General features: G+C 72.0%; 12 protein-coding genes. 3 read left to right on the forward strand and 9 right to left on the reverse strand.

Features of this window, described 5'->3' with window-relative positions; all coding sequences use genetic code 11:
• Nucleotide 1 precedes the first annotated feature (1 nt).
• Nucleotides 2-5,053, forward strand: coding sequence for a type 2 lanthipeptide synthetase LanM (gene lanM / locus BBH68_RS41815; protein ID WP_158080403.1), 5,052 nt, complete (start codon nt 2-4; stop codon nt 5,051-5,053).
• Between the two features lie 167 nt (nt 5,054-5,220).
• Here lanM and BBH68_RS06200 read toward each other — a convergent pair whose 3' ends face one another.
• Nucleotides 5,221-5,595 carry a MerR family transcriptional regulator gene (locus BBH68_RS06200; protein WP_065959521.1) on the reverse strand — a complete coding sequence of 125 codons (375 nt, stop codon included), beginning with the start codon at nt 5,593-5,595 and terminating at the stop codon, nt 5,221-5,223.
• Between the two features lie 61 nt (nt 5,596-5,656).
• Between BBH68_RS06200 and BBH68_RS06205 the strand changes: the two genes are divergently transcribed.
• Both BBH68_RS06205 and BBH68_RS06210 read left to right on the forward strand, forming a co-directional pair.
• A complete protein-coding gene (locus BBH68_RS06205) occupies nt 5,657-6,769 on the forward strand; it encodes an alkene reductase (RefSeq protein ID WP_065959523.1) in 1,113 nt (370 codons plus the stop codon).
• A gap of 4 nt (nt 6,770-6,773) precedes the next feature.
• Nucleotides 6,774-7,661, forward strand: a complete 888-nt coding sequence (locus BBH68_RS06210) for a fructosamine kinase family protein (protein ID WP_065959524.1) — start codon at nt 6,774-6,776, stop codon at nt 7,659-7,661.
• Nucleotides 7,662-7,724: 63 nt separating this feature from the next.
• Here BBH68_RS06210 and BBH68_RS06215 read toward each other — a convergent pair whose 3' ends face one another.
• The 8 genes from BBH68_RS06215 to BBH68_RS06250 all read right to left on the reverse strand — a co-directional run bounded on the left by BBH68_RS06215 (nt 7,725) and on the right by BBH68_RS06250 (nt 15,257).
• Complete coding sequence (locus tag BBH68_RS06215; protein WP_065959525.1) at nt 7,725-8,567, reverse strand: sugar phosphate isomerase/epimerase family protein; 843 nt, start codon at nt 8,565-8,567, stop codon at nt 7,725-7,727.
• On the reverse strand, nt 8,564-9,736 hold the full coding sequence (locus tag BBH68_RS06220; protein ID WP_065959526.1) for a dihydrodipicolinate synthase family protein: 1,173 nt from the start codon (nt 9,734-9,736) through the stop codon (nt 8,564-8,566). Before BBH68_RS06220 ends, BBH68_RS06215 begins: the two co-directional genes overlap by 4 nt.
• Nucleotides 9,733-10,884, reverse strand: a complete 1,152-nt coding sequence (locus BBH68_RS06225) for a Gfo/Idh/MocA family protein (RefSeq protein ID WP_065959527.1) — start codon at nt 10,882-10,884, stop codon at nt 9,733-9,735. Before BBH68_RS06225 ends, BBH68_RS06220 begins: the two co-directional genes overlap by 4 nt.
• Nucleotides 10,885-11,060: 176 nt before the next feature.
• Complete coding sequence (locus tag BBH68_RS06230) at nt 11,061-11,369, reverse strand: twin-arginine translocation signal domain-containing protein (RefSeq protein WP_065959528.1); 309 nt, start codon at nt 11,367-11,369, stop codon at nt 11,061-11,063.
• On the reverse strand, nt 11,369-12,106 hold the full coding sequence (locus BBH68_RS06235; RefSeq protein ID WP_342673117.1) for a hypothetical protein: 738 nt from the start codon (nt 12,104-12,106) through the stop codon (nt 11,369-11,371). Before BBH68_RS06235 ends, BBH68_RS06230 begins: the two co-directional genes overlap by 1 nt.
• 6 nt (nt 12,107-12,112) lie before the next feature.
• On the reverse strand, nt 12,113-13,003 hold the full coding sequence (locus BBH68_RS06240) for a carbohydrate ABC transporter permease (protein WP_425428779.1): 891 nt from the start codon (nt 13,001-13,003) through the stop codon (nt 12,113-12,115).
• Nucleotides 13,000-13,965, reverse strand: a complete 966-nt coding sequence (locus BBH68_RS06245) for a carbohydrate ABC transporter permease (RefSeq protein WP_065959530.1) — start codon at nt 13,963-13,965, stop codon at nt 13,000-13,002. The genes BBH68_RS06240 and BBH68_RS06245 overlap by 4 nt, the downstream gene beginning before the upstream one ends.
• Nucleotides 13,962-15,257 (reverse strand): ABC transporter substrate-binding protein, encoded by a 1,296-nt coding sequence (locus BBH68_RS06250; RefSeq protein WP_065959531.1) that lies wholly within the window; start codon nt 15,255-15,257, stop codon nt 13,962-13,964. Before BBH68_RS06250 ends, BBH68_RS06245 begins: the two co-directional genes overlap by 4 nt.
• Between the last annotated feature and the right edge of the window lie 27 nt (nt 15,258-15,284).

The following is a 15,284-nucleotide window of genomic DNA, read 5'->3' on the forward strand; positions in this document are numbered from 1 at the left end:
CATGACGTGGAACCTCATCAACCGTCGGTCCGCCCAACCCCGGCGGGTACCGACGATCACGCAGGTGGCCCAGACCGAATGCGGCCTGTGCTGCTGTGTCGCGGTCCTGCGCTACCACGGGCGCGCGGAGGAGATCTCCACCGCGCGGCAGGTCATGGAGGCCGGCCGGGACGGCCTCAGCGCCACTCAGCTCGCCCGCTTCCTGCGGGAGCGCGGCATGGAGGCGAAGCTCTTCCGCGTCAAGGACGTGGCGGCCCTCGCGAAGTTCACCTCACCGGTGATCCTCTACTGGGAGGACTACCACTTCGTGGTCCTCGAGCGGTTCGACGGCCACACCGCGGTCATCATGGACCCGGCGCTCGGGCGGCGGCGCCTCGGCAGGAAGGAGCTGGAGGCCTCCTTCAGCGGCATCGCGGTGTCCGCCGAGCCCGGCCCGGACTTCGAGCGGACGCCCCGGAAGTTCATGGCGGACTGGCGCGGCATCCCGCTCTTCGCGAAGGGCTCGCGCAGGCGCATCGCGCTGGTCGGTCTTCTGTCGCTCGGCGGATACGGGGGCACCCTCGGCATACCGATGCTGACGGAATGGGCGGTCGACCGGTACGTCCGCTGGGGCGGCCTGGACGACCTGGCCACGGTCCTTTCCGTCATCGTCGCCGTGGCCATCGGCTACTTCGCGCTGTATCTGCTCAGAGTCGCCGTCCTCTCGTCCGTGGTGGCGATGATGGGCGAGCACCTGATGATCCAGACGTTCTCCAAGCTGCTCTCCCTCCCGTACAAGTTCTTCACGACGCGACAACCCGGCGAGCTTCTGTTCCGGCTCAACAGCGTCAACGTGATCAGGGATCTGCTGTCCTCGCGTGTGGCTCAGGGCGTGCTGGACGTCGGGACGCTGTTGTGCGTGAGCGGTTATCTGCTGATCGCCGAATGGCGCCTCGGCCTGATAGCGGCGGCCCTTTCCCTGGCCAACGCCCTGTATCTGGTGAAGACCCGCATCCGGGTGCTGGAGTCCGTGGACGCGGAGATGACCCACCTGAGCAAGAGCCAGTCGGCCCAGCTGGACGCGATCGTCTCGGTGCCCACCATCAAAATGGGCGGATATGCCGCCGAGTTCCTCGCGAGCTGGAGCAAGGTGTACGCCTCGTCGCTCCAGGCGATGAAGGACCGCATGCGGCTGCAACAGGGCCGCATCACGGGCCTGACCGCCACCACCCAGATGTTCGGCCCGCTGATCCTGCTGCTGTCGAGCCTGTATCTCGTCGGCCACGGGCAGATCTCCCTGGGCCAGGCCATGGCGGTGCAGACGGTGTCCGGCACCTATTTCGCGCTGTCGACCTCGGTGTTCCAGACCTGCACCGAATTCGCGGAGGCGTCCCGCTACATGGCGCGCCTCAACGACATCGCCGAGACGCCCTCGGAGGACCGCGGCGGCGACCTCAAGCAGCTGCCCTCGACCTCCATCCGCCTGACCGACGTCGGCTTCCAGTACACCCGCCACAGCGAACCGGTCCTCAGCGACGTCTCGATCGACATTCCGGCCGGGGCCAAGGTCGCCCTCGTCGGCCCCTCGGGATCCGGCAAGTCCACCCTGGGCCGGATCATCTGCGGGCTGTACGAACCGACGCGGGGCACCATCGAGTTCGGCGGGCGGGACATGAGCGAATACGACAAGGACTCGCTGCGCCGCTCCATCGGATACATCCCCCAGGAAGTGCATCTGCACAACCGCACGATCCTCGAGAACCTGACGATGGGGCAGGACATCCCCGAGGAACAGGTGCGTGAATTCTGCGAGAGCGTGGGAATCCTCGACTTCCTCGAGGACCTTCCCATGGGGCTCAACACGCTGATCTCGGAAATGGGCGCGAACTTCTCCGGCGGTCAGCGGCAGCGGCTCGCCATCGTCCGGACCCTGCTCCAGCGGCCCTCGATCCTCGTCCTCGACGAGGCGACGGCCTCGCTGGACACCATCAACGAGCGGCGCGTCACGGACATCATCCAGGACATCGGGGCGACACAGATCATCATCGCCCACCGACTGGCGACCATCAAAGCGGCCGACCGCATTTACGTGCTCGACGGTGGACGCGTCGTCGAGCAGGGCAGTCACGAGGAATTGCTGAACGGAGGTTCGGTCTACATGAAGCTCTACGCGGACGGTGACCCCGATGCCCTGGTGGCGGGGCGGGAGAAGGCGGCCTGGGAGAACGCGATCGGCCCGGAGGGCCCGATCTGTGACCCGGACGTCGCCCTCCCCGCCTTCCTCCCGTTCTATCAGCACCTCGTGCCCAGGAGTTCCGTGGTCGCGGCGCTGCGGGAGGTGATGGCCCCGGCCACGCGCCCCGAACGCCACGAGGCGGTGGTGGACACCATCTGGGGCGAGCTGCTGACCGCCGTCGAGGGCCACTCCTTCCGGACGCTGATCGGCGAGTTCCACACCTTCCGCGAGGGCCTCGGGCTGCCCATGACGGCCGACGGCGACGAGGCGCTGCAACGGTTCCGGAGGCATCTCGGCGCGCCCGGCACCTGCCGGCGCATCGCCGACGCCTACCCGGTGCTGCGGCAGCGGCTGTCCACCCTGCTGGACAACTCGCTCGACGCGTACACCGACATGTTCTGCGCGTACACGGCGGACCAGGAGGCGCTGCGCGCCGCCGGTCTGACGCCGCGCACGGCGGCGGCCGGGGAGCTGATCGAGGACGTCTTCCTCACCGGCTCCGACCCGCACAACGACAACCGCCAGGTGGTCGGGGTGCGGCTGACCAGCGGCACCAAGCTGGTCTTCAAGCCGCGGGCCCTGGCGACGGACGGTTTCGTACGGGACCTGTACGCGGCCGCCGACCCGTACCTCAGCTTCTCGCTGCGCGAGTGCCTGCCCGTCTCGGTGACCTCGGGGTCCCACGGCTGGCAGCAGTTCGTCCCGTCGGAGCCGATGACCTCGCCGGACCAGCCGGCCCGGTACTTCTACCGGTTCGGCGCGCTGTGCGCGATCCTCTCCGCCATCGGGGCCTCCGACCTCCACGACGAGAACCTGCTGGCCCGCGGCGAGAATCCGTGCGTCATCGACACCGAGACCATCCTGCGGCCGGACGCGGGCGTGGAGAACGACACGCTTCCGCACCTGCTGATCAATCACACCAAGCTGTCGGTCGTCTCCACGATGCTCGTCCCCTCGATGAGCCCGGCCTCCCCCGTCGACTTCCTCATGGCGGGGGTGGGCGTGGCCGGCGACCAGCCCTCCAAGATGACCAAGACGGTGGTGCGCGACCCCGGCACCGACGGCATGTCCGTCGGACGGGATCCCATCACCTACCGGCAGGACGCCAACCTGCCGCGTCTCGGGGACGCGCCGCTGTCCGCGACCGACTATTTCTCGGATGTGCTGGCCGGCTACACCGACGCCCTCGAGTTCGTGCGCGGCGGCGCGATCCCGGCGCTGCTCGACACCCACCGGGACATGCCCGTCCGGTATGTGCTGCGGGCGACGCTGGTCTACAGCCGCTTCATGGACGCCTCGACGCACCCCTCCTACCTCGCCCGGCCCGAGGAGGCCGAGCGGCTGTTCGGGCTGCTCGGGAACTCGGGCCAGTTCACCGCCGAGCTGGCCCAGCGGATCGCCGCCGAGGAGCGCGCCGGCATGCACACGGGGAACGTGCCCTACTTCAGTTCACGGGCGGACTCCACCGACCTGGCCACCTCGCGGGCGCGCTTCCCCGAGGCGTTCACGACCTCGTCGCTGGACCACGCCCGGCGCGGCGTCGCCCTGAACGCCGCCCGGCCCGACCACTACCACCACTTCCTCCTCGAGGAGTGCTTCAGCGAGGTGTTCGGCGAGGACAGCCCCGCCGGCCTGTCCCGGCACAGCGTGTTCGCCGGGCCGCTGCGGCACGCCCGCGCGGGGGCGTGGTGGCCGGAGATCGCGCGGCGGATCGCCGACCTCGGCGTGACCCTCCACACCCCGGACGGTCCGCGGACCGGCTGGCTGGGCGGCATCGGCCCCGGGCGGGACGCGGCGACCATCACCCCGGGCAACTTCGTCTCGTTCCACGACATGGGCGGCATCACGGCCTTCCTCAACCGGGCCAACCGCCTCGACGACGGCTTCCGGACCGTCCACCACCGCGCCGACCGGGGGCTCGACGATCTGCTGGCGGAGTACGGCGAGGGCCTGCGGCAGACCCCGGAGTCCGTGTTCTCCGGCGCCGCCTCCCTGCTGCTCACCCGGCCGCAGGCGACGCCGACCGACTGGCTCGGGCCCGTCCTCGACGAGGTCGACACGCGGGCCGCGGCGGGCCACCTGGAGACCGACCTGAGCAACGGCCCGGCCGGCCTGCTGATGGTCCTCCTGTCCCGCCTGGAGGCCGGGGACGACCCCGCCGCCCTGTGCGGCGAACCCCGGCTCGCCCGGCTGCGCGATCTGGCCCTGGGCCATCTCCGGGCCCCCAGGACCGCGCCGTGGTTCGACCTGGCCCACGGCGAACTCGGGCTCCAGTGGGCCCGCGCCCGCGTCGGCCGGGTCCTCGGCGACGAGGCGCTGGCCCGGGCGTCCGCGGACTGGCTGACCGTACGGGCCGGCTCCGGCACGGGAGGCTCGTTCGCCGGGTGGTGCAACGGCGCCGCCGGCCTGCTGCTGGCCTCCGCCGAGATCCTGTTCTCCGCCGGCCGCCCGGACGAGCTGTCCGGACGGCGGCTGACGACCCTCGTCGAGGCCGCGACCCGGCTGCGCCCCGGCCGCCCGGTGGACCTGTCGGTCTGCCACGGCAGCAGCGGCGTGATCCAGTCGCTGATCGCCACGGCCCGCGTCCTCGGCGACGACTCGCTGCTCACTCGGGCCCACGAGTACCAGGAACTCGTCCTGACCAGGGCCCGCGAGAACGGCTTCTTCACGGGCTCCCCCGGCCGGACCTCCCTGCTGGGCTACATGCTCGGCTGGGCCGGCATCGGCGACACCGACGCCCTGCTGCACGCCACGGAGCAGAGCCACGACGACGGCTTCTTCCGCGTCCCGGTCGCGATGACCTCGGGCTTCGCCCGGCTGGCCCAGCCGGTGGGGTGACCCGGGCCCGGGCCCCGGCCGCCGCCGGCGGCCGGGGCCGGGGATCCGCGGTGAGTATGGGACACCGACACGCCGTGGCGTCGGCGTGTCGGTGTCCCATACTCACCACAAAGGCAGTTCCTCACCACAAAGGCCGCTTCCTCACCGCAAAGGCAGCGCGGGGAGGTTCAGCCCTTCGCCGCCAGGCCACCCGAGGCCGTATCGATCACCTCGTCCAGGACCGCGCGCGAGCGCTGGAGGTCCTCGATCATGCGGTCGATGCGGTCCCGCTCCGCCGTGAGGTCCGTGACCAGGCGCTCGTCGGCGATCTCGGACGGGCCGCCGTCGGCGTCCCTCATGCACGGGAGCAACTGCCCGATCCGGGAGCTGGACAGCCCCGCGGCGTACAACTCCTGGATCCGCAGCACCCGGTCGACGGCGCCCTCCCCGTACTCCCGGTGGCCGCCGGGAGTACGGCGCGCCACCAGCAGCCCCTGCTGCTCGTAGTAGCGCAGCGACCTCTCGCTCACGCCCGTACGCCGGGCCAACTCACCGATCCGCATGACGCACCTCACACCGGGCGGGCTTGAATCTGACATCAATGGCAAGTTCTACGGTACCCGCATGACGAACACAGCCACCACATCCCGCCTCTTCACCCCCACCCGCCTCGGCCCCCTCGACCTCCCGAACCGCCTGGTCATGGCCCCGCTGACGCGCAACCGGGCCGCCGCCGACGGCAGCCCCACACCGCTGATGGCCGAGTACTACGCCCAGCGCGCCTCCGCGGGGCTGATCATCGCCGAGGCGTCCACCCCCAACGCGGTCGGCCAGACCTACCCCAACATCACCGCCATCCACACCGACGCCCATGTGGCCGGCTGGCGGCAGGTCACCGAGGCGGTGGCCGCCGCGGGAGGCGGCCCGATGTTCCTCCAGATCCAGCACGGCGGCCGGAACGGCCACCCCGACACCAGCGGCCTCGTCCCCGTCGCCCCGTCCCCGATCCCGCTGCCGGAGACGATCCACACCCCGACCGGCCGCCAGGAGGCGGTTACCCCCCGCGAGATGACGCTCGACGACATCCGTACCACCATCGGCGACTTCGCCACCGCGGCCCGGCGCGCGCTCGACGCGGGCTTCGCCGGAGTCGAGGTGCACAGCGCCAACGGCCACCTCCTCCACCAGTTCCTCTCCCCCGTCACCAACCGGCGCGCCGACGCGTACGGCGGCAGCGTGGACAACCGCGTCCGGTTCGTGGTCGAGGTCGTCGAGGCCGTCGCCGAGGCGGTCGGCCCCGAGCGGGTCGGCCTGCGCATCTCGCCGGGCACCGTGACCTTCAACGGCATCGCCGACCCCGACGCCGACGTGCTCTACCCGGCGCTCCTCGCCCGGGTGGCGGACAAGAACCTGGCCTATCTCCACATCGCCTTCGCCCACCCCGACAACGCCCTCTTCCAGCGCCTCCGTGCGGACTGGCCCGGCACCCTGATGGGCAACCCGGTCCTGCCCCAGGAGCAGATCCCCGCCGACGGCGGACGAGAGGCGGCCGAACGGATGCTGGCCGCGGGAGCCGACCTGATCGCCCTCGGCCGGCCCTTCCTCGCCAACCCCGACCTGGTCGAGCGGCTGCGCACCGGAGCACCCGTCAACCCGGTCCGTGACCGGTACCTGATGTACGTGGGCGGCCCCACCGGCTACACCGACTACCCCACCCTCGACAAGGTCGTAGCCTGAGGGGATGTCGGCCAGTTACGAAGGCGAAGGCAGCACCGGCGAGGACCCGGGGGCGGCCGCGGCCCGCCTCACCGGGCGCCGGGTGAGCGGTCAGCGCCCGCCCTCGGGCGGGCCCGCCCACGTCGTGCTCGACGGCGGGCAGGTGGTGATGGTCAAGCGCGGCTCCGACCCCGGCGCCACGCGCGCCGAGGCGGCGGGACTGCTCTGGCTGGCCGAGGCCGACGCGGTCCGGGTCCCTGCCGTGCTCGGCCACGACGCGCACTGGCTGGTGACCGAACAGGTCCCCACCGGCGCCCCGAGCGCCCGCGCCGCGGCCCGCTTCGGCCGCGACCTGGCCGCCCTCCACGCCGCCGGCGCCCCCGCCTTCGGCGCGCCCCCACCCGGCGGCCCCGAGGACGCGTACATCGGCCTCGCCCCGATGCGCAACACCCCCGGCCCCGACTGGCCCCACTGGTACGCCGAGCACCGCGTGCTCCCGTATCTGCGCCGCGCGGTCGACGAGGGCACGCTGCACCCCACCGAGGCCCCCCTCATCGAACACGTCTGCGAACTCCTCCCCGCCCTGTCCGGCCCCGCCGAGCCGCCCGCCCGGCTCCACGGCGACCTGTGGAACGGCAATGTGCTGTGGGGCGCCGACGGCCAGGCCTGGCTCATCGACCCCGCCGCCCACGGCGGCCACCGCGAGACCGACCTGGCCATGCTCCACCTCTTCGGCTGCCCCCACCTCCACGACATCCTCGACGCCTACCACCGGACCACCCCCCTCGCCGACGGCTGGCCCGACCGCATCGCCCTCCACCAGCTCTTCCCCCTCCTGGTCCACGCGGTCCTCTTCGGCCGCCCCTACGCCGACCAGGCCCTGGCGGCGGCCCGGACGGCCCTGGCGGCGTGACTCGCGGGAGGCCCCGCCCCGGGGTGCGTTCGGCGGCACCGCCGAACACTCCCCGCGCGGTCGTCACAGCACCAGCGTCCGGTACCGGTCGACGACCTCCGCCAGCACCTCCGCGCCGTCCCGCGCCCACAGGGCCGGGTTGAAGATCTCCACCTCGATCGGCCCGGTGAAGCCCGTCGCGTCGACCCGCTCCCGGAACCAGCGGAAATCGACCGAGCCGTCGCCGAGTTGGCCGCGGCCGAGGAGGACGCCCTCGGGGAGGGGGGTGATCCAGTCGGCGAGTTGGAAGGAGGCGAGGCGGCCGCCGGCGCCGGCGCGGGTGATCTGGGTGGAGACGGTGTCGTCCCACCAGAGGTGGTAGGTGTCGACGACGACGCCCACCTGCTCGGCGGGGAAGCGCTCGGCCAGGTCGAGGGCCTGGGCGAGGGTGGAGACGACGCAGCGGTCGGAGGCGTACATGGGGTGCAGCGGCTCGATGGCGAGGCGGACGCCTCGGTCGGCGGCGTAGGGGGCGAGTTCGGCGAGGGCGTCGGCGATGCGCTCGCGGGCGGCGAAGAGGTCGCGGCTGCCGGGTGGGAGGCCGCCGGAGACGAGGATGAGGGTGTCGGTGCCGAGGGTGGCGGCCTCGTCGATGGCGGCGCGGTTGTCGGCGAGGGCGGCGGCCCGTTCGGCCGGGTCGATGGCGGTGAAGAAGCCGCCCCGGCACAGGGAGGTGACCGTCAGGCCCGCGTCGCGGATCAGCCGGGCGGCCGCCTCCACGCCGTACTCCTGGACGGGGGCGCGCCACAGGCCCACGCCGGGGACGCCGGCCTTGACGCAGCCCTCGGCCAGCTCGGGCAGCGACCACTGCTTGATCGTTTCCTGGTTGAGGCTCAGTCGGGTGAGGTCCCCGTGCACACCGGTCATCGCGCCACTCCGTACACCGTCAGCAGGGTCTTCATCCTCGACTCGGCCAGCGCCGGGTCGGGGAAGAGGCCGAGCCCGTCGGCCAGTTCGTACGCCCGCGCCAGGTGCGGCAGGGAGCGGGCGGACTGGAGGCCGCCGACCATCGTGAAGTGGGACTGGTGGCCGGCCAGCCAGGCCAGGAAGACGACGCCGGTCTTGTAGAAGCGGGTCGGGGCCTGGAAGAGGTGGCGGGACAGCTCGACGGTGGGGTCGAGCAGCGCGCGGAAGGCGGCCGTGTCGCCGGTGTCCAGCCTGCGCACCGCCTCGGCGGCCAGCGGGCCCAGGGGGTCGAAGATGCCGAGGAGGGCGTGGCTGAAGCCGCGGTCGTCGCCCGCGATCAGCTCGGGGTAGTTGAAGTCGTCGCCGGTGTAGCAGCGCACGCCGTCCGGGAGGAGGCGGCGCAGCTCGACCTCGCGCCGGGCGTCGAGGAGGGAGACCTTGATGCCGTCGACCTTGTCGGGGTGGGCGGCGATCACGTCGAGGAAGGTGCGGGTGGCGGCGTCCAGGTCGGTGGAGCCCCAGTAGCCCTCCAGGGCCGGGTCGAACATCGGCCCGAGCCAGTGCAGGATGACGGGCTCGGCCGTCTGGCGCAGCAGGTGGCCGTAGACCTCCAGGTAGTCCTCGGGGCCCTTGGCCACGGCGGTCAGGGCCCGGGAGGCCATGAGGATGGCCTGGGCGCCCGCCGTCTCGACGACCGCGAGCTGCTCCTCGTACGCGGCCCTGACCTGGCCGAGGCCGTACGGATAGCCGATCCCGGTGGCGGCCAGCTGGTCGGTGCCGACGCCGCAGGCGATGCGGCCGCCGACCGCCTTGGCCTCGGCCGCCGAGCGGCGGATCAGCTCGGCGGCTCCGGCCCAGTCCAGGCCCATGCCGCGCTGGGCGGTGTCCATGGCCTCGGCGACGCCGAGCCCGTGGGACCACAGGTGGCGGCGGAAGGCGAGGGTGGCGTCCCAGTCGACGGCGGCGGGGCTGTCGGGGGTGACGTCGGCGTACGGGTCGGCGACGACGTGGGCGGCGGAGAAGACCGTGCGGGAGGCGAGCGGCGCGCCGCCGGGGGCGAAGGCCGCGGGTTCGGTGCGGGGCTCGTACGGGCGGGTGGAGCCGTCGGCGGCGGGCAGGTGGAGGGTCACAGGCTCAGCTCCGGCACGTCCAGGCGGCGGCCCTCGGCCGACGACCTGAGGCCCAGCTCGGCGAGTTGCACTCCGCGCGCGCCGGCGAGCAGGTCCCAGTGCCAGGGCTCGTCGAGGACGACATGGCGCAGGAACAGCTCCCACTGCGCCTTGAAGCCGTTGTCGAACTCCTCGTTGTCGGGGACCTCCTGCCACTGGTCGCGGAAGGACTCGGTCAGCGGGAGGTCGGGGTTCCAGACGGGCTTGGGGGTGGCGGAGCGGTGCTGGGCGCGGCAGCGGCGCAGCCCCGCGACGGCCGAGCCCTCGGTGCCGTCGACCTGGAACTCGACCAGCTCGTCGCGGTTGACGCGGACCGCCCAGGAGGAGTTGATCTGGGCGACGGCGCCGCCTTCGAGCTGGAAGATGCCGTAGGCCGCGTCGTCGGCGGTGGCGTCGTACGGCTTGCCCTGCTCGTCCCAGCGGTGCGGGATGTGGGTGGCGGCGTGCGCCTGGACGGTCCGTACGGGGCCGAACAGCTCGTGCAGCACGTACTCCCAGTGGGGGAACATGTCGACGACGATGCCGCCGCCGTCCTCGGCGCGGTAGTTCCACGAGGGGCGCTGGGCGCTCTGCCAGTCGCCCTCGAAGACCCAGTAGCCGAACTCGCCGCGCACGGACAGGATCCGGCCGAAGAAGCCCCCGTCGATGAGCCGCTTCAGCTTGAGCAGGCCGGGGAGGAAGATCTTGTCCTGGACCACGCCGTGCTTCACGCCGGCCGCCTCGGCGAGCCGGGCCAGCTCCAGCGCGCCCTCCAGGCCGGTGGCGGTGGGCTTCTCGGTGTAGATGTGCTTGCCGGCCGCGACGGCCTTCTTGATGGCCTCCTCGCGGGCGGCGGTGACCTGGGCGTCGAAGTAGATGTCGATCGAGTCGTCGGCCAGGACGGCGTCCAGGTCGGTGGACCAGTGCTCCAGGCCGTGGCGCTCGGCCAGGGCCTTCAGGGCGTGCTCCCGGCGGCCGACCAGGACCGGTTCGGGCCACAGCACGCCGCCGTCGCCGAGGTCGAGGCCGCCTTGTTCGCGGATGGCGAGGAGGGAGCGGACGAGGTGCTGGCGGTAGCCCATGCGGCCCGTCACGCCGTTCATAGCGATCCGCACTGTCTTGCGTGTCACGGTTTTCTTCTCCTCACCGAGGTCCTCATCAGACGTCGCCAGAGTCATAGCAAGCGCTTTCTACACCTCACACGCTAGCCGCCCCGGGCCGCCCATGTACAGAGGAGTGAGGGGCCAGAGGAGTGAGGGGCCAGAGGAGTGAGGGGTCGGAGAGCGGACGCGGGGCGGTCGGCGCTTCAGCGCAGGGTCAGGCGGTAATTGAACGGCGCCGTGCACCGAGGCCAGCAGGCGCAGGCTGCGGCGGCCCGGGCCTTGCCCTGGTCTCTCAGCTCGGCGATGGCGGCGGCGCGGCCGGCCAAAACCTCGGCCACCCGGCCGTCCGCCGCCTTGGTGAGGACGACCAGGAAGTCCTTGTCCGGCTCCTTGGGCAGGCCGTGCCCGGGCCGGGTGGCGGATGCCGGTGCCGCGACGGACTCGGGCGCGGCGGCGAGCAGCCCGCCGACGGCGGCGGTCCCGGCGAGGAAGTGGCGGCGGTGCAGGGGCATCAGGGGTGCTCCGTGGTGGTTCGGGAGTACGCAGAGGCGGCGGGGACGGCCGGGGTGGTGGCAGAGGTGGCCGCGGTGGCGGGGACGGCCAGGGCAGCCGGGGCGGCGTCGTCGGCCGGGACGGCCGGGGCGGCCGCGGCGGCCGGGGCCGTGGTCCCCGCGTGGTCTACGGCCCGCGCGGCCAGGGCCAGCGGGCCGGGGACGAGGAGGGCCAGCGGCGGGTAGGCCCAGGCGCAGACCGCGGCGGTGGCCACGGCCAGCAGCAGGACCGCGCTGCCGCGCGGCGCGCGCACCGTCTCGTACGCCGCCGCGCGCGCCGCCTCGCGCCAGCCGGTGGCCGACTCCGGGCGGGCGCAGGCGCGCAGCAGGACGACGGCCAGCAGGGCGCCGGCGACCAGCAGGGCGGGGCGGAAGACCGCCGCGCCCGGCAGGCCGGCCCCGGCCACCAGCGCGTTGAACAGCAGCAGCGCGCCGCCCGCGACGACGGCGGCCCCGGCCGCCAGGTCGCCGGTGCGCAGCCGGGCGCGCAGGGCCCGGAAGTAGCCCCCGACGGTGATCGTCCGGTCGTGGCGGACCCGCCGGTCCAGCACGGCGCAGGCGGTGGACATCGCGGCGGGCGCGGTGAGCACCGGCAGGCAGGCGACGGTGGTGGCGAGGCCCAGCAGCAGCACGTCGGAGAAGAGGGCGAAGCGGGGGCCGACGAGTTCCCCCGGCTCCCGGGTGGTGGCCTGCGGCACGGCGGGTCAGCCCTTCAGTCCGGAGTTGGCCATGCCCTCCACCAGGAACCGCTGGAAGGCGAGGAAGAACAGCACGATCGGCAGCAGCGCGAAGACCGACATGGCGAACATCGGGCCGAAGGCCGACTGGCTGGAGGCGTCCACGAAGGACCGCAGGGCCAGGGTGAGGGTGAACTTCTCCGGCTCGAAGAGATAGATGAGCTGCGTGAAGAAGTCGTTCCAGGTCCAGATGAAGGTGAAGATCGCCGTGGTGATCAGGGCGGGCCTGGTCAGCGGCAGGATGACGCTGAAGAAGGAGCGGAAGGGGCCGCAGCCGTCGATCCGCGCCGCCTCCTCCAGCTCGCGCGGCAGCGAGCGCATGAACTGCACGATGAGGAAGACGAAGAAGGCGTCGGTGGCCAGGAACTTCGGCAGGATCATCGGCCAGTACGTGTTCACCATGCCGAGCTGGTTGAAGACGATGTACTGCGGGATCAGCACCGCGTGGTGCGGCAGCATGATCGTCGCGATCATGAAGGCGAACAGCGGGCCGCGCATCCGGAACCGCAGCCGCGCGAAGGCGTACGCGGCGAGTGAGCAGCTGATGACGTTGCCGAGCACCGCGCCGCCCGCGATGAGCAGCGAGTTCCACAGCAGCCGGCCGACGCTGACCTCGTTCACGCCGTCCAGCGCGGTGGAGTAGTTGCTCCACTCGAGGTGGCTGGGCAGCAGCTTGAGGCTGGCGATCACCTCGTCGGCCGGCTTGAAGGAGGTCGCGATCAGCCAGGCCAGCGGGTAGAGCATCACCAGCAGCACGGCGATCAGGACGGCGTGCAGGGCGATCCGGGCGGGGCGCGGGCGTCGACCGCCCGCCGCGCGGCCGGTCGCCACCGCGCGGGTGGTGTCCACGGTGGTCATCGGGCCCCCTCGTTGTCGTCGTTGGCGTAGAAGACCCAGGAGCGGGAGGTGCGGAAGAGCACCGCGGTGACGATGCCGATGGCCACCAGCAGCACCCAGGCCATGGCCGAGGCGTAGCCCATGTGGGAGGCGGTGAAGCCGCGGTCGTAGAGGTAGAGGGTGTAGAAGAGGGTGGAGTCCGCGGGTCCGCCCTTGCCCCCGCTGACCGCGAAGGCCGGGGTGAAGACCTGGAACGCCTGGATGGTCTGCAGCACCAGGTTGAAGAAGAGCACCGGGGACAGCATCGGCAGGGTGATGGAGCGGAACTGCCGCCACCACCCGGCCCCGTCCATGGCCGCCGCCTCGTACAGCTCGCCGGGTATCTGCTGCAGCCCGGCCAGGAAGATCACCATGGGGGCGCCGAACTGCCACACCGTGAGCAGCGCGACCGCCACCAGCGCCCAGCCGGGCTTGTTGACCCAGCCGCCGATGTCCAGGCCGAACCAGGACAGCAGATTGTCCACGGTGCCGCCGTCGTTGAAGATCGCCCGCCAGACCAGGGCGACGCTCATGGACGCGCCGAGCAGCGAGGGGGCGTAGAACGCGGAGCGGTAGAAGCCCTTGCCGCGCTTGACGGACTTCAGCGCGATCGCGACCGCGAGGGCCAGCGCGAGCTGGAGCGGGACCGCGATCACGACGTAGGTGAGGGTCGAGGTGACCGACCGCCAGAAGCGGGGGTCCTCGGTGAACATCTGGACGTAGTTGCGGAAGCCGACCCAGCTGGGGTCGTTGAACATGTCGTAGTTGGTGAACGACAGGTACAGCGAGACGGCCATGGGCAGCAGCGTCAGCACGCAGGCGCCGAGCACCCACGGGGACAGGAACACCCAGGCGGCGCCCTCGCGCTCGCGCTTCGGGGGGCGCTTGCCGGTCCGGCCGGCGCTCGCGGGGGCCGGCTGGGGGCGGGTCGCGGTCGCGGTCATTGCCTCAGCTCCGCCTTCGCCTCGGTGACGTAGTTCTCGGCCGCCTCACGCGGCGACATCCGCTCGAAGGACACCTGGTCGTAGTCGCGGCTGAAGGTGGTCTGCAGGGACGCGTCGCCCTTCGGCGGCGCGGGCGGCGGGTCCTTGAGCTTGCCCTCGAACTGCTTCTGGTAGGTGGACACCACCACGTCGAACCCCTCCAGCTTGGGGGTGACGGCCTTGCGGATGGAGTCGTTGGCGGGGATGCCGCGGGTGTTGCCGAGGATGGCTCCCGCCTCCGGGTCGTTCAGCAGGAAGTCGATGAACCGGGCGGCCTCCTTGGGGTGGCCGGTCTTCGCGGACGCCCCGAAGAACATCGACGGCTTGTAGTACTGGCCGGGTGTGCCGTCCTCGCCGGCCGGCATCGGCGCGAGCTTGACGCCCTCCCCGACGATGGCCGGGAAGCCGCTGGCGGGGGCGTCCCAGTTGAAGTCGGAGACGGCCTTCAGCCGGCCGAGCGGGGTGTTCTCCACCGAGCCGTCCATCTGGGTGGTCTGCTCGGCGGGGCTGACCGCGCCCTCCTTGCGGAGCCCGGAGCACCACTCCCAGTAGCGCGCCAGGTCGTCCGCCGTGAAGCCGAGCCGGTAGTCGTCGGTGTAGAGGACCTTGCCCTGGCCGCGCAGCCAGATCTCGAAGACGTCCTCGCTCTGGCCCGGGTCGGTGCCGCCCACCCGCCCGGCGTCCTCGACGGCCTTGGACCGGGACAGCTTGCGCATGGCGTCCGCCCAGTCGTCCCAGGTCCAGCCGAGCTTCGGCTCGGGCACGCCCGCCTTGCGCCACAGGACGGAGTCGTACACCACGGTCTCCGAGCCACGCGCCACCGGGATCGCGTACTGCCTGTCGTTCACCACGCCGGTGGCCAGCAGCCCCTTGTCCATCTCGGAGGTGCGCAGCTCCTTGTGCCGGCCCAGGTCGAGCAGCACCCCGCCGTCCGCGTACTGGTTGATCATCCGGTAGTCGAGCTGCATCACATCGGGCGCGTCGCCGCCCGCCGCCTGGGTGGCGAGCTTCTGCTTGTACGCGTCGAAGCCGGCGAAGGAGGTGCTGATGCGGATGGCCGGGTTCTTCTTCTCGAAGAGCTTGATGGCCGCTTCCGTGCGGGCCGCCCGGTCCGGGTTGCCCCACCAGGTGAAGCGCAGGGTGACCTTGCCGCCCGAGCCGCCTCCTTCACCTCCGCCGCACCCGGTGAGGGCCGCGCAGAGGGTGAAGGTGAGGGCCAGGGCGCAGGACACCCTCGTCCTGTTTCGAAGCATGCTGTGGCCAGCCTCCCTTCTGGTCTT

The sequence above is a fragment of the Streptomyces sparsogenes genome, from assembly GCF_001704635.1.
Lineage (GTDB): Bacteria > Actinomycetota > Actinomycetes > Streptomycetales > Streptomycetaceae > Streptomyces > Streptomyces sparsogenes.

Bases quoted from the DNA above. Each gene is read 5' to 3' on its own strand.
- lanM (WP_158080403.1), top strand. From the start codon at position 2: ATGACGTGGAACCTCATCAACCGTCGGTCCGCCCAACCCCGGCGGGTA.
- BBH68_RS06200 (WP_065959521.1), bottom strand. From the start codon at position 5,595: ATGCGGATCGGTGAGTTGGCCCGGCGTACGGGCGTGAGCGAGAGGTCG.
- BBH68_RS06205 (WP_065959523.1), top strand. From the start codon at position 5,657: ATGACGAACACAGCCACCACATCCCGCCTCTTCACCCCCACCCGCCTC.
- BBH68_RS06210 (WP_065959524.1), top strand. From the start codon at position 6,774: ATGTCGGCCAGTTACGAAGGCGAAGGCAGCACCGGCGAGGACCCGGGG.
- BBH68_RS06215 (WP_065959525.1), bottom strand. From the start codon at position 8,567: ATGACCGGTGTGCACGGGGACCTCACCCGACTGAGCCTCAACCAGGAA.
- BBH68_RS06230 (WP_065959528.1), bottom strand. From the start codon at position 11,369: ATGCCCCTGCACCGCCGCCACTTCCTCGCCGGGACCGCCGCCGTCGGC.
- BBH68_RS06240 (WP_425428779.1), bottom strand. From the start codon at position 13,003: ATGACCACCGTGGACACCACCCGCGCGGTGGCGACCGGCCGCGCGGCG.
- BBH68_RS06245 (WP_065959530.1), bottom strand. From the start codon at position 13,965: ATGACCGCGACCGCGACCCGCCCCCAGCCGGCCCCCGCGAGCGCCGGC.
- BBH68_RS06250 (WP_065959531.1), bottom strand. From the start codon at position 15,257: ATGCTTCGAAACAGGACGAGGGTGTCCTGCGCCCTGGCCCTCACCTTC.